This is a genomic window from Photorhabdus antumapuensis, assembly GCF_020387775.1.
Lineage (GTDB): Bacteria > Pseudomonadota > Gammaproteobacteria > Enterobacterales > Enterobacteriaceae > Photorhabdus > Photorhabdus antumapuensis.
In genome coordinates this window covers 512-20146 of the sequence record NZ_JAHZMK010000032.1, presented here as the reverse complement: position 1 = coordinate 20146, position 19635 = coordinate 512, and the positions used below count along the sequence as shown (strand labels likewise).

At 48.7% G+C, this 19635-nt stretch carries 17 protein-coding genes and 2 pseudogenes; 5 read left to right on the top strand and 14 right to left on the bottom strand.

The annotated features are described in order from the left end of the window. Positions 1-166 precede the first annotated feature (166 nt). The gene (locus KZ793_RS13470) at positions 167-745 is read right to left on the bottom strand and encodes a plasmid pRiA4b ORF-3 family protein (protein WP_225815802.1); all 579 of its coding nucleotides are present in this window, start codon (positions 743-745) and stop codon (positions 167-169) included. Between the two features lie 104 nt (positions 746-849). Between KZ793_RS13470 and KZ793_RS13465 the strand changes: the two are divergent. Beyond that, positions 850-1140: pseudogene (locus tag KZ793_RS13465) on the top strand (transposase); the annotation flags it as partial. Positions 1141-1152: 12 nt separating this feature from the next. Here KZ793_RS13465 and cml read toward each other — a convergent pair. The 13 genes from cml to KZ793_RS13400 form a co-directional block, all read right to left on the bottom strand. Continuing rightward, on the bottom strand, positions 1153-2346 hold the full coding sequence (cml, locus tag KZ793_RS13460; protein WP_225815801.1) for a CmlA/FloR family chloramphenicol efflux MFS transporter: 1194 nt from the start codon (positions 2344-2346) through the stop codon (positions 1153-1155). 227 nt (positions 2347-2573) lie between these two features. After that, positions 2574-3320 carry an SDR family oxidoreductase gene (locus tag KZ793_RS13455; protein WP_225815800.1) on the bottom strand — a complete coding sequence of 249 codons (747 nt, stop codon included), beginning with the start codon at positions 3318-3320 and terminating at the stop codon, positions 2574-2576. A gap of 96 nt (positions 3321-3416) precedes the next feature. Next, positions 3417-4277 (bottom strand): GNAT family N-acetyltransferase, encoded by an 861-nt coding sequence (locus tag KZ793_RS13450; RefSeq protein ID WP_225815799.1) that lies wholly within the window; start codon positions 4275-4277, stop codon positions 3417-3419. Between the two features lie 36 nt (positions 4278-4313). Then, positions 4314-5012, bottom strand: coding sequence for a 4'-phosphopantetheinyl transferase superfamily protein (locus KZ793_RS22905; protein WP_225815798.1), 699 nt, complete (start codon positions 5010-5012; stop codon positions 4314-4316). Positions 5013-5039: 27 nt separating this feature from the next. Next, positions 5040-6050: a methionyl-tRNA formyltransferase gene (locus KZ793_RS13440; protein WP_225815797.1), complete on the bottom strand. Its 1011-nt coding sequence runs from the start codon at positions 6048-6050 to the stop codon at positions 5040-5042. A 2-nt stretch (positions 6051-6052) separates the two neighbouring features. Next, positions 6053-6979 (bottom strand): DUF6445 family protein, encoded by a 927-nt coding sequence (locus tag KZ793_RS13435; protein WP_225815796.1) that lies wholly within the window; start codon positions 6977-6979, stop codon positions 6053-6055. Positions 6980-7128: 149 nt separating this feature from the next. Beyond that, positions 7129-7998: a N5-glutamine methyltransferase family protein gene (locus tag KZ793_RS13430; RefSeq protein ID WP_225815795.1), complete on the bottom strand. Its 870-nt coding sequence runs from the start codon at positions 7996-7998 to the stop codon at positions 7129-7131. 39 nt (positions 7999-8037) lie between these two features. After that, positions 8038-10911: an AMP-binding protein gene (locus tag KZ793_RS13425; RefSeq protein ID WP_225815794.1), complete on the bottom strand. Its 2874-nt coding sequence runs from the start codon at positions 10909-10911 to the stop codon at positions 8038-8040. Positions 10912-11209: 298 nt separating this feature from the next. After that, on the bottom strand, positions 11210-11833 hold the full coding sequence (locus KZ793_RS13420; RefSeq protein ID WP_225815793.1) for a prephenate dehydrogenase/arogenate dehydrogenase family protein: 624 nt from the start codon (positions 11831-11833) through the stop codon (positions 11210-11212). Continuing rightward, positions 11833-13872 carry an aminodeoxychorismate synthase component I gene (gene pabB, locus KZ793_RS13415; protein ID WP_225815792.1) on the bottom strand — a complete coding sequence of 680 codons (2040 nt, stop codon included), beginning with the start codon at positions 13870-13872 and terminating at the stop codon, positions 11833-11835. Before pabB ends, KZ793_RS13420 begins: the two co-directional genes overlap by 1 nt. Before the next feature lie 85 nt (positions 13873-13957). Then, complete coding sequence (locus KZ793_RS13410) at positions 13958-14290, bottom strand: chorismate mutase (protein WP_225815791.1); 333 nt, start codon at positions 14288-14290, stop codon at positions 13958-13960. Between the two features lie 21 nt (positions 14291-14311). Then, positions 14312-15154 (bottom strand): S-formylglutathione hydrolase, encoded by an 843-nt coding sequence (fghA, locus tag KZ793_RS13405; RefSeq protein ID WP_225815790.1) that lies wholly within the window; start codon positions 15152-15154, stop codon positions 14312-14314. 342 nt (positions 15155-15496) lie between these two features. Continuing rightward, entirely contained in the window at positions 15497-15799 is a 303-nt protein-coding gene (locus KZ793_RS13400) for a hypothetical protein (protein ID WP_225815789.1), read from the bottom strand. A gap of 452 nt (positions 15800-16251) precedes the next feature. On the opposite strand from KZ793_RS13400, the gene KZ793_RS13395 reads away from it, so the two are divergent. The 4 genes and pseudogenes from KZ793_RS13395 to KZ793_RS22895 form a co-directional block, all read left to right on the top strand. Then, complete coding sequence (locus tag KZ793_RS13395) at positions 16252-16911, top strand: TetR/AcrR family transcriptional regulator (protein ID WP_225815788.1); 660 nt, start codon at positions 16252-16254, stop codon at positions 16909-16911. A 639-nt stretch (positions 16912-17550) separates the two neighbouring features. Beyond that, positions 17551-18339 (top strand): annotated as a pseudogene (locus KZ793_RS13390) (reverse transcriptase domain-containing protein); the annotation flags it as partial. 404 nt (positions 18340-18743) lie between these two features. Further along, positions 18744-19286 (top strand): hypothetical protein, encoded by a 543-nt coding sequence (locus tag KZ793_RS22900; RefSeq protein ID WP_397443609.1) that lies wholly within the window; start codon positions 18744-18746, stop codon positions 19284-19286. Further along, the coding region (locus KZ793_RS22895; protein WP_397443608.1) for a reverse transcriptase domain-containing protein at positions 19180-19635 on the top strand (456 nt) is incomplete at its 3' end. The genes KZ793_RS22900 and KZ793_RS22895, both read left to right, overlap by 107 nt.

Sequence of the window (19635 nt, the reverse complement as noted above, 5' to 3'; positions counted from 1 at the left end):
TGAAGAGATTGGAAGCCTTGTGTGTAATTTCATCAAGGCTTCGCTGTTTGCTATTTAATTATTCATTAATTAACCTCATTTTAACCTACCTTTAGAAACAGTTTTAATGCAAATCTCTCTCTTTACGTAAAAGTATACCTTTATGGATAACAATCACACCTATCCGCTATAGCCATACCACAACAGGCTCCAGTTCAGGCGAATCAATATCGAGTTGACGCAATTGGCGATTAACCTTTGGGCGGTTAAATCTGACGGCATCCAGCGCATCAATCAATGGACGAATATCCCTCACCGTGGCCGTTTCATCGGCATGAATGATAGCTTTCAGTAACGCCAGTGTTTTCTCACATTCATCAGCCAAGATTGCTCCGGGCATTCTATTTCCGGCCAGACAAAAAGGTGATTTCAGGCGAGAATTATCGATAATAGTTTCAATACGGATGTCGTGAAGCCAGTTCTCGAAAAAGTTGTATTCATAAGTGAAACGATCACCGGTATCAAATTCAAAAGTATCAAGCGTGGTTCTGCAAGGATTATCCGAAAACGCCATACCGCCAGAATAAGAAATACCGTAATCTTTGCCATAAATATGGAATTGGTGAAGGTGGTCGTCATGCCATCCTTGAGCAATCTGAAGGATATAGTGAAAAGCCGCTAAAGACGTTGCACTTGATAGCCTGAATCGCCGCCAGACCATAGGGCTGACACCGCGAAGCGCCACTTTAACGATATAGGCTTTCATGGTGAGCTGCCTGCTAAAAACCTGACAATTCGCTCATCATATCACCAGTTTAACGGAGTGCCCCAAGGTAATGAGATGGTTCCCCTCACTCTAACGGCAGTATATTAGCGGAGGATTTAGCCCAAAATGGGGTGACTTTTATCACGAAAAAGCGCCGTAATATGAAAGCACAGGTGCTGGAAGAGTGGGATAGAATAATGTTATTAAAGCGTTTTATCATCAAAACCATTAATGGCCAATTGAAACACATTTCTCAAATAGAGCATTCTCGCCACCGAAGTATAAAAGGGTTTCTGTTAACCGTTTTATGTGGATTGATTGCTTACTGCGTTAAAGAAAAGAAACCGTCACTGAAAATTTTCTACTCAGAAGACGATTTCCCAGTGACGGCTTAAACGGAATTCGGGTTAATCAGGAACTTTTTTAAAACCGAAGAATCCACAAATATTTATCAAACACATTAACCAAGCATAAAATATTAACGACCACGGGTTATCGTTGCCAAAAACAAGGACCATTCCCGTTCCAATGCCGCTAACCACCAGACCTTGGACTCCGAAATACAGCGCAACCGCCGTACCCGCCATATCATCAAATTCTCTAAGGGCACCGTTGGCGGTGATTGAAACGAGCATGACGATACCTATAGCTATTACCCACATCGGCACCACGAATGTAGCAAACTGTGGTTCACCCAGTACGGAGCAGACTGCCAGAATCCCCGAGCCTAGCGCTATTAGCGTAGTACCTCGAACAAAGCATCCCTGTATTCCCCAGCGCCCTACGAACCAGCCCGAGAATCGAGCGGTAATTATCATTATCACCGCAACTGTGGAGAACGCAAAACTGAACCCTAATTGAGAAAAGCCTGCCCCCTCGATCAGCACGCGAGGAGCAATGGAAAAGAAAACAAAAAAAGACCCCATGGCCGTGCTGAAGCCAAGGGTATAAACCCAAAACGAACTACTTGCCAATATAGAAGCGAATGTAGACTCCGAGGCCTTAATGGAACACCATCGCGTCTCATGCCATTTTGGCCAAGCACGAAGGAGTGATAGCAAGCCCGCTAGACCTAGCATATAAAAAATCGAGCGCCATCCCCAATTGACTGCAAGGGCCGCGCCTATAATTGGCCCGATCGCAGGAACAAAGGCAAGAATCGAACTAAGCAACCCATAAATAGTGCTACTTTCGGGCCTATTTCCATATACATCTCGGATAGTCGAAAACACCCCAACAAGCGCGGCGGAAGCACCCAAAGCCTGGATAACCCTAAGAGCTAAAAATAAGTCACCACGATTCACCATTGCAATGCAGAACGACGTCATGGTAAACGCAGCGGCTCCGCCAAGCACCACGGGCCTCCTACCGATACGATCAGATAATGGCCCAAAGATCAATTGCCCGAGCCCGAGGATGAGAATGTATAAACTCAAGCTAAGCTGAACCACTAAGGTGGATGTATTCAGAGCCGCGGGCATATGAGGCACCACAGGCAAATATACATCCATAGCAAGTGAAGCTAACAAATCAAATGGAACCATCAGCGCAAGCGCTGCCGGCAAGGAGTATCCCCAAGGGTGAATATTTTGATTAGACATAACATCAATCCACTAGTATTAATATTAAATAGCGGTCACTGACTCATAAATAAATATTAAGAGATCGCCGCAACCGCTCCACAAGCCGTTGCGGCGTAATTTTCTGTCTGCGGACCTGATCCCATGTTAGCCTTCTCGAAAGTCATATCGTGTGCAGGTTGGTAAGCGTGTGATCAAATAAAAATTGATACTACACTCTGCGAAAATGTCAAGTAAATCCCCCAGCCTCAAAAATCTTGGGCAGTAGGGCGGACAACTATTTCATTGACATCTACATCAGAAGGCTGCTCGATCGCAAAGCAAACCGCGCGCGCAACAGAGTCTGCAGAGATCGCACCCCGATAGAACTCTCTTAGAGCAGAAGCGCTAGAAGGGTGAGTCGTTCCTAGTGGCAACTCGCTCTGAATCATGCCTGGGCAGATCGTAGTCGTGCGTATCAGATTTCCGACCTCTTGGCGCAGCCCCTCTGAGATGGAACGTACTGCATACTTCGTCGCGCTATAGACTGTTCCGCCGGGGCTAAAAACTTTCATCCCCGCAACAGAACACATATTTATAAAATGTCCTTCTCCTTGATCACGGAAAATAGGCAGTGCTGCTGCCACACCGTACAGCAAACCCTTAACATTAATATCTATCATACGTTCCCATTCTTCCACCCTGAGCTCTTCTAACGGCGCGACAGCCATTAGACCCGCATTGTTCACCATCACATCAACCCGTCCAAACCGCTGTTTTGCGTAAATCAGCAAGTCCTTAACCTGAGGTAACTGGGTTACGTCGGTGGATTTATATGCGACATCGCCTCCGCTGGAATCAATTTCAGCTGCGACTATTTCTAACTTATCCATTCGCCGAGCACCAAGAACGACATGAGCCCCCTTGGATGCGAGATGCCGCGCTATTTCTGCCCCCAAACCACTGGACGCACCGGTAATTACTACCACACGGCCTTGTATATCCATTTCACTCATGATCGATCCTCTAGAATATCTAGGACAAAAGGTCCCCATAGCAGGAGATTAAAATTACGACAACAGCTGTGAGTTCGCTCGCAGCATATCAGTCCATCACCCGACGTCTAAAGACGCTATTGCTTTGATCAGCCCTTTTTTTTCCGAGGACGCAGCGCCCCGAAACATTCGATATGTATAAAACAGCTCTTTAAACCCGACGGATTTTAACCATCCAATCTCATCGAGCGAAAATTCCGGGATATCGATCGTAAACATAGTATGCCGGGGAAACTGGTCTGCGATATGGGCTAATACGAAGAAAAACGTGCTGGTATCTCTAGCATAAATAGGACCTAGCCGAACACCGTCGGTAGATAGTCTTGCGCCAAAGACCGCGGCGATCGCACCTCCGTTCTCATATATCCAGCCACTTCGACCTGGACCCACAAACCAATTCTTTAGCAGACCTTTCCGGTTATAGCCAACGCAGCCCTCATCGAATTCAACTACTTTTGAAAGATTCAGATCGGTGACTATTGAAATAGAAGAGACGTCTCTCTTTGTGACAGAACCCTCAAGCTCACCTCTCAGTCGAAATATTCTGTACGCTTCAACATAACCCCACTTTTCATACGCCGCTTTCTGCTCTACCACACTGTCTAATCCAGAACTGGCCGTCGTATCCACTCTCCGAATCACGTGCTCCCATGTTTTTAGTCCCATCCCCTTGTTACGCATCTTCTTTGCCACCAAAAAATGGCCGACGTGGGAGTATTTCTCGCCAAACTTCACGACAGACATTGCCGACACAGCTCTATCACCTTGGTACCCCATATAGAAACCCGCAGGGTCTGCGCTGAAGTAGCAAACCTCGTCGTCGATACCTAGATCCCATTGCTCATCCCTCTGCCACTTGACGACTCGATTCCACTCCGTTAATGAGACTTTCCTAATTTTAATATCTTCAGATCCCATGAAATATGACCCTCAAAATCTGTTGCTGATTGCCTGTCACCGGTGAGCTCTCTTCGAAGGAATGACTGTAAGTGTTAGAACGGAGTGACCCTGAATGCACCATCTGCTCTCGATAACAAGCTTAGCCGGAGAGCTATACGGCCGACAAGGTGAGAACTTGATAGATATACTTCCAGCTCTACTCCAAGCTAGGACTTCGTAATTAAAAAAGTTCATGCTCATTCCATTCGGGCTGCCAATCGCCTTATACAGAGCTTCCTTTGCAGAAAAGCAGCTATAAAAAAATAACCTCGCGTCCTTCATGCTCAAGCTCCGCATGAGGTGGAGTTCATCGCCAGCAAAGACATGCGGAGCAAGGGAAAAGAAATCCTCTTCGCGAATGCTCTCTACGTCTATTCCCACAGCATCGCAATATCCGGCCTTGGCAATACAAGCCACAGATATACCTTCCGCGTGAGAGACAGAGCCAACAAAGCCGTCGGGGAATACAGGCGACTCGAACGTTCGGTGAATCGGAGGTTGGGAGATACCAAACATCTCTAGGGCAAGCCGGGCGCAAGCCCGACCAGCTCTCCTACGATACAGGCCGTATAACTTGGTTGCTAAGATATCCTCGGAGTGAGCCGAGCATAGGTCGAGCGAATGAGCTGGACCATGGGCCTGCAAAACAACCCTATCGAAGATGTCGCGGAAGTAGGTTATTTCTTCGATAATGAGCAACTCTGAACCCCTCATTTCCTTCCCCGAAATGCTGTCTCAAACCTAAGCACCAAAAACGTCGCCTAAATTAAACTTTCCTTCTGAGATAAGATCATTTACGGGGCGCCGGGTCCCCGCGGAGTTTCTATAGTCCAATAGCTCAATGACACCTTGCCCACATTTCACAGTCAGGCCTAGCTCTCCAATGTGCAGAATCTGCCCGGGAGGAGCTTCTGTCGCAGCAAACTGATCCTCCCTAACTCCCGACTTACAAATCACTAACTCTTTTCCCCTATGGGTTGACCAAGCACCTGGCTTGGGGTCGCATCCACGAACGAGGTTATGAATTTGCCTTGCCGATAATTTCCAGTCTATACGAGCTAGTTGTCTTGTGCACCAGCTCTGATACGTCGCCAGGTGAGAGTCTTGGAGGCGCCCCTTCATATCCGACAAAACTACTTTCTCCATACAATCGACCAAGGCTTTTACTCCCTCGGGCATCAGAGCACGATGGTAAAGTGAACCAGCGGAATCATCTTCAAGGATGTCGAATGACATCTGGTACAAAATTTCGCCGTCGTCTAACACGTCATTCGGTGTGAAAATCGTAAAACCAGTACTGGCCTCACCGTTTATGATTGCCCAATTTATAGCGCTGGGCCCCCTATATTTAGGCAATAACGATGGGTGATACTCAATAGTTCCCTTTATTGGTAAGCTCAAAAATGTATGGTGCGCCTTTAGCGTCACGTACGCCATCACGCCGATGTCTACCCCTAAATTGCCCAAAGAGTTGACAAATGGCTCATCAAGCGACCGCGCTCTAATGAAAGGAACGCCCATTTCAGTCGCTGCCTTTTCAGCGACGTCGTATGAACCCAAATCTCTGTTGGTGCAGATGAAGAGGACAATTTGGTGGCCTCTTCTTGCTATCAACCGGATAACCTCTGCAGCAAACTCACTTTGTCCAGACACAATAGCGCGTAGTGGACGAACCTGACCGTTTTTATGTGATTCTAAATCTTGTAGGGTCTGCACCGCCCCTAGGTCCACGTTCTGGTGAATACTAGGCATAACTAGTTCTCCGAGCGTCGAACGGGAAAATTCATCCAATTCATCATGGTCAATCGGCGCTCTGGCAGAGTTGAGCCGTACCAGCTAGGATCCCAACTAACGCTATGTAGGTGCCATGTCGGATATAGAACTAGACGGTTGAACTTAACATCGACTTGATCCGTCACCTCCCACACTTCGTTTGACTTCGTAAGGTAGCCATATGTTGGCACATTTCCATCGGTGATAAGCTGCCACACAGCGCGATAAGTTTCTTTATCGATCACCTGGCCTCTGCTCTCCGACCGCTTTGGTTTCTGCGTATCAATGCAGAACTTTGGATTGTCAAAAATTTTTTCGCATATTACGCTGTATGAATGGGTTGCCCTCAGCCTTTCGCATAACACTTCCGGCAAATCCGACACTGGCGGCGGAATCGTTTCAACGCCAGTCTCTCGATGGCGAATAAAGACCGTCCCGCCTCGTGATTGATGTGGCAGAGACAAATAGATGACAGACGCAATGAATCCGAAATAATCCACGTGCGGATTTTTAGCCCATGGAGCTTCATCAAAAGGCATCGTTATGACACCAAAACGTGTCAGCAGAAACCACGAGGACCATTGATCGGCCTGTTCGCCGGGCCGTACTGGAGGGAAATCGTAGTTTCTACAATCTAATCCAAGAACCGGCTCGAGGTACTGGGACTTAATAAATTGCTCTACGTCGGTCCTATGCAACGATGCGATGGCCTGAAGCCCCGGCCAGAGGTCGCCAAGCAATGGCTTGTCGAAATGGAGTTGAAGTGCGAATTCACGCACAGCGTCCGGATACCTTAGAAAATTATCTACGACCAGGACAGGTATATTGTCGCTGCCCACGACTTTGTGATGTATTTCCATGTCTTCAAGGCGATTCAGCTCGAGCAGGCTTTCTAGATCTAGATTCATGATCTTTGTTCCTCTATTTTTTAAAAATGTTAATGACGTCCGAAGGCAGTCATTTTCAGCCACGCGACGTCTGATGTATGTCTCTACCCAACGGGCTTGTCAGAGGCTAGGCAGACGTAGTTTTTTCCGCTTGGCTACCGACCAAGTCATCACTTATCCAATTTTGCTAGCCTAGCTGCTGGTTTTATCGCTGCCACGCCGAGCACTGCTGTAGTGATTCTCATCTTCCCGTCTCCGTCTGGAAAGTGACGGACATCAGTGAACCCTAGGCGTCGGAGCAAAACGTCAACGAACGAAACCTGACTTTCGTGATGCTCAATGCCTAGAAGGCCGCCTTCAGCCAGAAACTCTCTCGCTAGTTCACAACACCTCTTAACTGCATCTGTACCGTCGATCCCTGAAAAAATTGCATCTTTAGGGTGATGGATAGCAAACTCCGGCATGCTAGCCTGACCCAAGGGTACGAATGGGGGATTCGCTACTACGATCTGAGAGTTGGAGCAGCGTTCGTCAATAGGATCCATCGTGAAGATGTCGCAGCCAGATATGACGGCGGCGCAATGCTTCGGGACGAATGCGCGCACGTTATTGTGTAGTACAGCCCTTGCCTCTTGCCTGAACTCGACGAAGCATATTGAACTACATTTCAAGCGGCGCGAAAGACTTATTCCCAAGGGTCCGACACCAGCGCAAATATCGGTTATTCTGTGCACATCAATACGTTCCGCCCGTGAGCATATGTCCTCTATCAGAGGCAGACTTTGCTCTCTCGGGACAAAAGTATCCTTCGCGACCTGAAGCTTGGCTCCATCAAAATATGCATATTCGAGGATATAGCCGAGAGGGATGCGCTTCTCCCGGTCTGCTACTGCGTTGAGAAATCCCTCTATGTTTGGGTTCTGGCCCGTAAGGAAGTGCTGCTTGAGAAGGTCAACCTCAGCTCGCGCACTCACGATGCCGACTTCAGAAAGTCGCCATCTTGCTCGAAGACATATATCGTCCACCATTAAGTTCTCCATAGCTACTCCAACCAAAAAAGTTCCACCAGGGGCTGTTTTCTAGAAGCCTAGCGGACCGCTCAAGATAGATGCCACTAAATGGCGCGTGCGTTCCGCCCGTACGAACGAATTCCCTTCTGGAAAACAATAATTTTCCATCGAGCAAGAATATCTAATTTCGTCCCAGTTCTTTTCGAAGCCCCCCAGCACTTCCGGAAACCGTGTAATGAAGTTTGGGTCAGAAGCTTTCTCAAGCCACCTGCTGATGGGGACACGATGAACCGGATACCCGGCAGCTTCCGTTAAGTTAAATATTTCACTGAAACGATAGAATTCTGAATCTGGAATATTAATTACACGATTTTCTGAATCTGCGTGCCAACAAGCTTTCACAATATCTGCTGCCAAGAGATTCACCGGAACACCGCCAAATACTTCCAGCCCAGCAGGGTATAGCCCCAAGACCAAGCAAGCCTTGATGCATCGAATGATGAAATCGCTGTGGTTGATGTACCTGTACGTACCATGCCCTGTAATTCGACTTGGCCTCACTATAGTACCGACCAGCCCGCGGGCAAAGGCTTCCTGAGCGATGCGCTCAGCCTCCCGCTTTGTTTTCCCGTAACCACTAGCGTCGTTAGAATCCACTACGGAACGCGAGGAAACGAATAAGAATTTTTTTGGACGTCCGGTCGAGCAGTAGTCAACTAGATTCAGAGTGGCGAGGACGTTAGCCTTATAGAGTGAACCAAAATCGTAAGCTAAATTGACGTTCGCGGCGCAGTGAATTACAAGATCGACGTTGCCTATGACCGGAGTGATTTGATGGCTCTCTGTCTCTTCGAGGTCATAATATATTGAAGATACACGTTTGGCCCACTGGGAGTCCCAGTGTTCAGCCAGGCCAGGATATTCCAACAATCTGTCAACAAATTGAGACTGCGAACGATGTCGAGTTGCGCATATGATGTGCGCGCGAGTGCTAATTAGAAGCTTTTCAACCATACATTTCCCAAGGAAACCAGTACCACCCGTGATGAGGATGACTTCTGGAAAATGTACTGACGCTTCGAACGTCCGATATGAGGTTGTAGACAGTTGTATCGAGGTGAACGGCGCTTTTTTGTTATCAGGTAATGTTCCTCTGCAAACGAGATCGGCTACTTCACGTACAGTCGGATTTCCGATAAACGACTCGTAATTGATGTCAGCAGAAAAGTCTCTGTGGAGCCGATCAACTACTCGAATTGTATCCAAGGAGCTGCCACCCAAAACAAAAAAATTATCATGGCGTCCAATATTATAGACTTTAAGTATGTCTTCAAAGATGCTTGATATTATCTTCTCCAGATCACCTTCAGGAGGCACGTAGTCGCCGCGATACAGCTCGTAAGAAACACTTTCGGACAGCATTTTTCGGTTCAACTTCCCATTAACGGTCGTGGGTAGGGATTCAACCACGTACCAAGCAGATGGGAGTGCGAAGGAGGGCAATAATGTTGCTATAAATTCTCGCAATTGTTGAACGTTCGGCATTTCCTGGGATGAGTCAAACCTGATAAATACTGCTAACCTATGTCCGGAACCTTCCCTGTCAATCTTGCTCGCACACGCCTGCAGCACACTGTCATGCTTGCATAAAGCTCTCTCGATCTCACCCAGATCGATTCGACGTCCATTAATCTTGACCTGCTGATCCTTTCTTCCATGAAGAAAAAGATTTCCTTGATTGCCGATATAGCCGATGTCCCCAGTCAGATGAAATAGCTCGCCCCCTGGGGAGAGGCGTACGAAACCCTCCGCAGTAGCTGCGGCATCATCTAGATATCCAGCTGAGACGCCAACCCCTCCGATCGCCACTTCGCCTAGCTCACCAACAGGTAGCGTTTTTCGCCCTTTGTCAACGATCTCTATGCGAACCCCAGGCAACGGCTTGCCCACAGGAACAAGCTCGCCGGGCGCGAGCCGACCGGAAACGGTCGCGCAAATTGACGCCTCGGACGGGCCATATGCGTTATAGAGAACGCGCTTCTTTCCCCAGCGTTCGACAGTTCTTTCAGGGAGGGACTCTCCAACGAGCACAATTGATATCCCTGTCGGTACGTTGTCCGGATTCGCTGTCTCGAGAACCGATGGCGTTATAATCAAATGAGTAATGCACTCTTTCTCTATAAAGCCCTCCAGTTCCGTGCCTATCAAATGTCTACTTTGATGCGGAATGACTAGGGACGCCCCGCTCAGCAAGCTCAAAAGAGGCTCAGCTATCGCTGAGTCGAAGCTTAGCGATGCGGTCCAGCCCAAACGGCTTTGAGTGGTTAACTTATAGTGTTCAATGAGCCCCTGAACGATTTTCAGAAGCCCCTCATGTGGCACAGCTACGCATTTAGATATCCCCGTAGTGCCGGACGTAAACAAGATCGACGCGGCACCCCGCAGTTCAACTTCTCCGGGAAATTCTTCTTCGCAGTTATTGTTTGTGTCAACGCCACCTACATCGTCGTCCAACCGACAGCTCGGAATAATATTTACGCCTGTGCACGGGATGTCACCGAGATCGTCCGACACCAGCCATGTCGCCCGGGACTTTTCCAATTTTCGAGTTAGCTCCTCTGGTGATATATCTTCTTCAATTAACAACAGGGAAGTGGCGTGCGCCCAACTGGCCAAGATATGCGCTAGCAGACGAATGCTCTTTGGAATTTTTATCGCTGCACGCGCGCCTTGATCGATTCCGGCAGTGCGCAGGTGCTGCTTTATTTTCAGCGATACCCTGTAGAGTTCTTCATAAGTTAACGAAGAATCTAGATGTCTAACCGCCTCGGCCTTTGGAAACCGGCGGACTGTATCGGCGAATACTGCCCACAAGGAGTCTCTAATCTTTGTGGGCAGGGGTTCGGTAACTTCTACTGGCGACCTGGGATCATTTTTGTGCATGTCGAACCTCACAATGCGCGACTAGAATAATGGTGATATGCTGCTATCGGTTGTTTAGAAACGAAAGAATATCAGCGTATTTCTCGGCGTACTGATTGACTGTGCTCTCCAATTCATTCTTCCGTCCGGTCCGAGTATCCCGGCACGGAACTCATGCTCGGCGTCATCTTGAACCCACGACGAAGTTCCTCGATAGATTCTTGGATGTGACTCAGCACACGCAGCGTGGCTCGATTGTTTTTTTGAATTCCCCGGTAGATAGACGGGTCATTCTTCGCAATTCTTGCTGCAAGACACATTAACGTTTGCATTGGTGGGGCGCTACGGCAAGTAAGGAGGCTAGTTTCTCCTGGTCCGCTGGGATGTTGAAGAGGAACGCAAGTATGAGGGCATGTGGGAGTCCCTGACATAACGACATCATCTCGTCATGTTCGATGGGTGTTAATCTGAAAACGTTCATTTTTTCGCGGACAAGTATCTCTTCGATGTTCCTCCCAAGGCTTGTCGATGTATTCTCGCAAACGACCATTGGGCGACTTTCGCAATCGAGTGTTGGAGAGAACATCGGATTCACTCCAACCGATTCGCAACCAAAACACAATGAATTTGCCAGGTCATGAAATTCATGTTGAGCGGAGCATGTGTTGATAAGGCCGTGCTTGCCGGGCTTGATTCTGGGCGCGACCGCTCGCAAACAATTCGAAGCGACGTCTTCTGGCAGAGCGAATATCAAAATTGACGCCCAATCCAAGAGCTCTGGTCGCTTATCAACGATTTCAAGACAATCTTGTGTTATGTGGCCTAACTCGGTAGAACCATTCTTATCGACCGATTGAACGCTGTAGCCATTGGACTTATAAATCTTACTTATAAAAGATCCAACAACGCCCGCCCCACCAAAGATCACAACATTCCTATTCATTACGATTTCCGAACCTTCTTGGTGAACTTTAAACTTTGAAAAGGCACACTGGCCTTTACGAGGGTTTCTGTCATTTCTTCCTCTGGATTGGAATCTGCCACAATGGCTCCGCCAATCCCAAATTCCGCCATGCCGTCTCTAATTACAGCAGTACGAATCACAATGCTTAGATCAGCATAGCCATTAAGCCCCACCCATCCTATCGCTCCGGCATATATCCCGCGTGGCGATCTTTCAAGGCGGTCAATAATTTCCATCGTGCGTATTTTTGGGGCCCCCGTCATTGACCCTCCCGGAAAGCAAGCCTTTATCGCTTGGAAGGTTCCAGCGTTAGCGGGTAGCTTCCCTTCAACGGTAGACACAAGTTGATGTACAGATGAGTAGCTTTCGATATCGAAAGCCAAGGGAACTTCAACTGAGCCAGGAACACATATACTATTTAAGTCATGCCTCACAAGATCAACGATCATCAAGTTTTCTGCACGGTCCTTTCTCGATTGTGCGAGCTCTGTTTTTAAGTTGTCGTCTTCTCGTAAGTCGGCGCTTCGCGGACGGGTTCCCTTGATAGGTTTGGACCTTACTTTCCTGTCTGTTTCTATTGTCAGAAATTTCTCTGGCGAGGCGCTCAATACCGCAAAATCCCTATTCTTCAAGAATGCGCCGTACGGTACAGGGCTTATATGTCTCATTCGGCAGTACGCTTCCAATGGGTCTTGATCGAACTGCATTTTCACCCTATTCGTTAGGCAGATCTCGTAGGACTCACCGTTACGTATTTCTTCGAGGCATGTCTCAATTTTATCCATATACTCCTGCGGCGAATCCTCTAGGGTTAGCTCATCTAGCGGCGCAGGTCCTAGTTCGAAGTTCGAGACTGACTTATGATTCGATGCATTCTCATCCATAAGTTCGGCGCTCAAAGATGGGCCCCAAACATTGCATAACCAGGATTTGTGTTCTTGGTGATCAAAAACGAAATAATTTTGCGGCAAATATAGTAGTGCATCCGGATAGCTAGACCTGTGTAGGTTCGCATTTTGTTTGAGTCCCTTGAGTTCATATCCAAGGTAACCTACCACCCCGGCTTGAAATGGGAATGGAATCTGACCAGAAGTCGATTGTTCAATCGTTTCGAGCAACTGGTCCATCAGCTCAAAAAAATCCCCTGAGATACTGGTGCTTCCGCTGGGTCCCTTCATAGTCAGCTTGCGCGAAGCAACTTCATAACTAAATACCAATGAAACACTGGCATCGCAGCGTCCCATAACCGAGTATCTGGATCCCGGCCTTTCGCAAAGCTCGCTGTCCAACCAGAACGTGCTTTCGAACGAACGCAATTCATTTCTGTACACATCTTCAGGTCTCGTCTTGTCCGGAAGCTTAGTCACACTCACCGAAACTTTGTCTGGACCGCCAACTTTCCGTATGGCATCGATGTGGCTGTCGCCATGTGAGGGCTTTCTCCTTATTTTTTTTGCTATGCGGAGGAAGTTCGCCAAGAGTTCATGGCCATGAAATGAGTCTATCGATTCAGGATGGAACTGCACGCCGTAGATAGGACGTTCACGATGGGCTAGTCCCATGACTATTCCGTCATCAGTCCATGCTGTAACTTCAAGACACTCTGGAACTGAAGTACATATTAGCGAGTGGTATCGAACAACTTCAAACTCATCTGGCAGCCCGAGAAATATACCTAACCCACGGTGTATTACTCTAGAGCGGTAACCATGTACTGGTCTTGGCGCATGCTGGATCTTTCCACCGAAGAAGTAGTTAATTCCTTGGTGACCGAGACACACGCCAAGTATGGGTAATGTTTGCTGCGCCAAGATCAACTTACATATGCCAAAATCTTCTTCGTTTTCGACTGATCCGGGGCCCGGAGATAAAATTACTGCGTCATAGTGAGCGAGGTTGATTTCCTCGAAAGCTGCGTTATTCGGAATAATATCAGGATTAATTCCGCAAACCTCGTAAACGTACTGCGCTATATTGTTTGTGAACGAATCAAAGTTGTCGACGATCAATATTTTCATTATGACGACCTCTGAATTTATGCAGTCCTACTGGCGCGATCTGCGCGTCGTGGGCAAGAGTTCCATTGCAGTGATAGCGGGTGTTTCATTCTCGACCACGGGCGTTATTGGCGGCGCTCTCGTCGAGAGGGCGGCCATTCTGCGCTTGGCTGATCGCCACTTCTTCAAGACGGCATGCTTCCTTGATGACCAAATCGTACAACTCCATCACGAATTCAGGGTTCAGGCCGAGATCTCTTCCAATTTCAGAATTACGACGCTTGACCTCCAACACTCGATTGGGCTGCATCACAGGCACACTATTACCGAGCTTGTAGATTGCCACTTCTCTACAGATATCCAACCTCTTCGCAAGTATTGCCACTAATTTATGATCCAGATCGTTGATCTTTTTTCTGAATTCTGTCAAAGCATTCACGGCGCGCTCCTTAATTGTGTGTCAAGTTAAATAGATTCCCTTCTGGTGGAACTTAAGGTGGTCAGCAATGAAGGTTTGGACGAAGTGAGTGCTATGGTCATAACCAGGAAGTAATCTAAAGCTTACCGGGCGACTGTATTCAGAACATCGTTTCACGAACTGCTCCACTAGTAGCTCGCTTGATCTGTATTCGTCGAGTTCTCCAATATCTATCAGGATTTCTCGCGCAAAGTTCTTTTGCGCAATAAGTTCAGTTGGGTCGTTTTCTCTCCACACCTCGCTTGCGTTGCCCAGATATTCGGAAAATGCGTTTTTCCCCCAATCCGTCTTAGAGGGTGCACAAATAGGGGCGAACGCAGAAACAGAAACGAACTTAGAGGGTTCCTTTAGACCTGCAAGCAATGCTGCCAGCCCTCCCATGCAATGCCCAGTCACACCCATGCGCTTTGTCGGAACGGCAAAATTTTTCTCGACAATTTCTGGAAGCTCTTCCGAAATATAGGTCTCCATTTTCCAATGATGGCTCCACGGAGACTGCGTGGCGTTGAGGTAAAAGCTTGCAGACTCGCCCATGTAATATTTCCCAGTTTTTTCATACTCGCCGGTTTTTCGAGGGCTGGTGTCGGGTGATATCAGCACCATCCCTATTTCAGATGCACACTGCTGAGGAGTTCCCATTTGAAAAAATGTTTTGTAGCTTCCCGTAAACCCTGAGAGATACATAACTACTGGCATGGACTTTCTCTTCACTTCATCCGGAAGATATACCCCGAAGCGCATTTCGAGCCCAATGGAGTCAGAGTGATGCTTCACGTAGTATTGAGTTCCTGAAAAACAACGACTTTCTGAAATAATCTTGATCATCTTGATCGTTCCCTATCGGTAAGCCATAGCGGAATAGCAGTTCCTGAGCTTAATGTGGTTAGTCCCGAAGATGTTTCTGTTCCCCCCTGCTTACGTCTCCTTGAAGTGATAGCGCAACCCTCTTTCAGGGAGCAATATGATTAATCGGCTTTAGAAACCCAGTACTCACGAGCTATTACCCCGATATTTGTACTGATTTGCAAGATATCATTATTTTTATGCGAATCTGGCAGAAAATGCAAGCAGTTTTTTGCGATCTAGTTCAAAAATGTGGGGTCCCCCTCGGTCAAGTGGTACCTAGGGGCAATAACGGCTCCGTTGGCTATGCGGCTTGGGGAAAGGTTATGAGTTGCTGGCGTGGCGGAGGGCTTCATGGAAACCCCGCACCAACGTGGCTTTATTAGCAGCGTTGGTCTGCTCAGGGCGATGAGCCGGAGGACCGGAACAATCGCTTCGATCTCGGCACGCTACGTGGATGCAAGGAACTGGCGTGCCCCCGCTATCCGTATCACTTATCAGTGATAAATCCCCGGGTTGAAGGGTACTGTGGTATCTGGTTGTTGTTCCCGGTTGTTGGCTACGTACTGGTAAACTGAGGATTGCGACCTCCGACCAGTTCGACCTAGAGCAAGGACTGTGGATCATCCCGCCGGAAAGTCGTGAAGCAGCTGCAGAACGACATGCGCAAGAAGGGCAAGCGGCCAGGGCTCAGAGAATAAGCACGCTTGCATGATCACCGTGGAGACCACTGAAGACGGTCAGTCACGGCAAGCGGTGTACGGCTCGGAGGCTTTACCAAGACGGCGCTCACCGACTGAATCGCCCGGCTGCAGCCGCCGAACGAGAGGACGTCTACGCTTGGGTACCCGGACATAACGCGACGGCTGCCTTGTCGGCTTCGAGAATGAACTCTACAATCCGATGATTGGTGAGCTGGGGCTTACGGATGCAAGCCTTGCTTTGTCTGTCCTCATCCTCTCGTGGGCGAACAATAATCTAATCTCTTTGAAGAGCCGCCTTGCGCATTTGGGTGGATGAGTTATCATGATGATCTTGCACCACTACAGTTGTATTATGTTCCAGGAGCAGTTGATTAAATGGGCAGACCCCGAGGCAGGCCTCGTTCTTACGACCCCGATCAGGTGCTAGAGGGAGCACTACAGGCATTCTGGAGGGGCGGGTTTTCCGGCACCTCGCTAGATGCCTTGGCCGCCGCTTCAGGACTAAATCGCCCGAGCCTCTATGCCGGATTTGGCGATAAACAGACAATCTATATTAAAGCAATGCGGCGTTTTCTTGCCTACGCAAGCGAGAAGTTCGGTGCCGCCCTGATGTTGCGCCCCAGCGACAAGACATTGTCAGGTGTCATTAGACGCTACTTGCGAACGGCCATTGATGTGGATGGCCCGCAAGAGCGAAGTGGCCTGAGTGGCTGCGCGGTAATTTCCACTGCCATGGCAGAAGCGCTGAAAGATCCAAAGATCCGCGAGGTTCTTAGCGATGTACTTTTGGAAATGGATCGTCAGCTCTATGCATGTCTCCAGGAGCTAGTGAAAAAGGGCTTCATCTCACCGGAGGCTGATATTACTTCCCTTTGCACCCTTCTGACTTCTGTTGTTCAGAGCATCGGAATTCGTTCGCGTGCAGGTCAAACGCGTGCAGATTTAGAGCGAATGGTAGAATCAATTACTCTTACGGTAAGCCAGCTTGCGGAGGAAAGGAAGACCAAGCATACCCGTGATCTGCACTCTAGGTGAGGTCAAGCTGCAGGTGTCAATCTAAAACTGTGACCCTTTGGTGAATACGAATTTAGCTCCCTCAATCCCAGAAATCAGAGGACACCGAGTTCTTGGCTGTTGGCAATGACTGCATTAGTACTACAGCCGTAATCGCTCTGTAATGGAGAATGTAATGAACGGTGCGCTGGGCAAAGCTGTACTGATCTTGCGGGTGAAAGTCCCGTCGTAGAAAGGGATTAGCCAGACCACTACGTAGCGAGTCTTGCGTTTCCGGCGGTAACAAAGGAGATGAAGCGTAGACAGCGAAACACTCGAGCCGAAACCAAAAGGTGAACGTGATAGCGCCGAAATACATTTGATCGTGTGTGCCGATAGTATCGTTCAGCTAGCAGGCAGCAGCGTCTGAATGGTCACACTGGCAAATATCCATTCAGCAGTACACACCGGAGCCGCAGGCGTCGGCGAATTTGTAGAGAACAGTGCGGAACCCAGGAGATCCTGATATTTCTCAATGGAATGAGTATTTCGGGTACAAGTGCCAAACACAAGGCCTGAGAAATGAATATCAGGAAGTCGGAGTCAGCCATAGTAGCAATGAAGCGAGTAATGACCGTGGAGTGAAGGGCTGGCAGACAGATCGAACGTAAGAGGGCAACAATGACCGTACACAGCGACGACGGGTTATCATGGTTAACAAAACTTGAGCGTATAGGCGAGAAGTCAGCAGGTAACAAACAACGGGTGTTCAATAATTTGGGGCACCTGTTGAACAGTGACATGCTGAAAGGGCAATTTCTGCGGCTTGACGGGAATAAAGCCGTGGGTATCGATCGCATGACAAAAGCCGCTTACGGTGAACATCTTGATGAGAATATCCAAAATTTCATCCTGCGGATACGCAGAGGGACGTACCACCCGAAAGCCGCCCGGATCACTGAAATTCCAAAAGAGGACGGCAGTAAACGGCCTTTAGCCATTTCGTGCACAGAGGACAAACTTATCCAGCTTGCAGTCAGTGATATCCTCAGCTGGATTTATGAACCGTTGTTTATGCCTTGCTCCTACGGTTTCCGACCGGGACTAAATTGTCATGCAGCATTAAAGGCACTACAGCAGCAAACCTACCGTAACGGGAAGGGTGCCGTAGTGGAAATTGATATCCGAAAGTATTTCAACATGATACCTCATGATGAGTTAATGAATATACTGCGGAAGAAAATATCAGATTGCCGTTTCCTCAGATTGATCGAAGTATTAATCACGGCGCCCGTCATAGTGGATAAAGAGACATCCCGCAATGTGCGCGGGTGTCCGCAAGGTTCAATTCTGTCACCGGTATTGGCTAATATCTACCTGCATCATGTAATAGATGGATGGTTTGATGAAATCAGCCGTTCACATATTCACGGGCGGGCAGAGATGGTGAGGTATGCCGATGACAGTGTGCCACGAAGGCATGCACCGGGGACGTAAGTCCCCGTGCAGCTATGCAACACAAGAGATGAGGGCAGGCCCCTCGAAGCCGTTTTACAGGAAATGGCTTCAAACCCCCCACTGCTGCTGCGTTTAAGAGACGTGGTGGTGAGCGAGATGGGAAAAGGTCGGGCATGATCCGATCAGGTAGGGATCGAAGAGACGAACGAAAGTGAACCGTTGATGATGTGTCGAAAGCGTATAGATGATGTCAAAACCATGGTGGAGTCGTTCCTGTGGGATAAGCGCAGGGGGCGACCTGTTTACTGCCTGCGCGGCATCCGGCATAAAGGCGGCGTGAAGTCGATTCAGGCTCTTGTGGGGAACGTGGGAACCTATCACCCCGATGTGAAGGGAGAAACGCAAGTGGAGGTCCCATGAGCGCCAGAGTACCAATGCGGGGTACAGGGGCGGAGCAAGCCGTAGTAGCGTTGAAGGACCGTAATGGGTCTGGAGCAAAGGGCTTGCCCCATTGTGCTGATGGCACGACAGCAACCACGGGCGATAAAGCCGGTGGGAGGACTGCTGTAAAATCGGCAAAGCCATTTCCTGTGAGTAAGCGACAGGTGTGGGAAGCGTATAAACGAGTGAAAGCTAACCGTGGTGCGGCAGGTATTGACGGACAGACACTGGCCGGGTTTGACGAGAATGTTGCAGACAATCTCTATAAGCTATGGAACAGACTGGCTTCGGGCAGTTATATGCCGCAGGCGGTAAGGCGTGTGGAGATCCCCAAAGCTGATGGTGGTGTGCGTCCGCTCGGTATTCCTGCCGTGTCGGACAGAATCGCCCAGATGGTCGTTAAACAGGTACTTGCCTGTACTGGAACCTCTGTTCCATGCCGACTCGTATGGCTACCGGCCGGGGAAATCTGCTCACCAGGCGATTGCGCAGGCGAGAACACGCTGCTGGAAGTTTGACTGGGTTGTGGAAATCGATATCAAAGGCTTCTTTGATAATATTGATCATGCTCTGTTACTGAAAGCAGTGCGGCATCACACACAGGAACGCTGGTTGGTGATGTATATCGAACGCTGGCTGAAGGCGCCGGTGCAAATGCCGGATGGAAGGGTGCAGGTACGGAACAGGGGGACGCCGCAGGGCGGCGTGATTTCACCTCTGATCTCGAATCTGTTCCTGCATTATGCCTTTGATATGTGGATGAAACGTCAGTTTCCCGGCGTCCCCTTTGAAAGGTATGCCGATGATGTTGTATGCCACTGTCACAGTCAGTCGCAGGCCGAAGCACTGATAAGTAAAGCAGGCCAG

Bases quoted from the DNA above. Each gene is read 5' to 3' on its own strand.
- KZ793_RS13470 (WP_225815802.1), bottom strand. From the start codon at position 745: ATGAAAGCCTATATCGTTAAAGTGGCGCTTCGCGGTGTCAGCCCTATG.
- cml (WP_225815801.1), bottom strand. From the start codon at position 2,346: ATGTCTAATCAAAATATTCACCCTTGGGGATACTCCTTGCCGGCAGCG.
- KZ793_RS13455 (WP_225815800.1), bottom strand. From the start codon at position 3,320: ATGAGTGAAATGGATATACAAGGCCGTGTGGTAGTAATTACCGGTGCG.
- KZ793_RS13450 (WP_225815799.1), bottom strand. From the start codon at position 4,277: ATGGGATCTGAAGATATTAAAATTAGGAAAGTCTCATTAACGGAGTGG.
- KZ793_RS22905 (WP_225815798.1), bottom strand. From the start codon at position 5,012: ATGAGGGGTTCAGAGTTGCTCATTATCGAAGAAATAACCTACTTCCGC.
- KZ793_RS13440 (WP_225815797.1), bottom strand. From the start codon at position 6,050: ATGCCTAGTATTCACCAGAACGTGGACCTAGGGGCGGTGCAGACCCTA.
- KZ793_RS13435 (WP_225815796.1), bottom strand. From the start codon at position 6,979: ATGAATCTAGATCTAGAAAGCCTGCTCGAGCTGAATCGCCTTGAAGAC.
- KZ793_RS13430 (WP_225815795.1), bottom strand. From the start codon at position 7,998: ATGGAGAACTTAATGGTGGACGATATATGTCTTCGAGCAAGATGGCGA.
- KZ793_RS13425 (WP_225815794.1), bottom strand. From the start codon at position 10,911: ATGCACAAAAATGATCCCAGGTCGCCAGTAGAAGTTACCGAACCCCTG.
- KZ793_RS13420 (WP_225815793.1), bottom strand. From the start codon at position 11,833: ATGAATAGGAATGTTGTGATCTTTGGTGGGGCGGGCGTTGTTGGATCT.
- pabB (WP_225815792.1), bottom strand. From the start codon at position 13,872: ATGAAAATATTGATCGTCGACAACTTTGATTCGTTCACAAACAATATA.
- fghA (WP_225815790.1), bottom strand. From the start codon at position 15,154: ATGATCAAGATTATTTCAGAAAGTCGTTGTTTTTCAGGAACTCAATAC.
- KZ793_RS13400 (WP_225815789.1), bottom strand. From the start codon at position 15,799: ATGATCCACAGTCCTTGCTCTAGGTCGAACTGGTCGGAGGTCGCAATC.
- KZ793_RS13395 (WP_225815788.1), top strand. From the start codon at position 16,252: ATGGGCAGACCCCGAGGCAGGCCTCGTTCTTACGACCCCGATCAGGTG.
- KZ793_RS22900 (WP_397443609.1), top strand. From the start codon at position 18,744: ATGAGCGCCAGAGTACCAATGCGGGGTACAGGGGCGGAGCAAGCCGTA.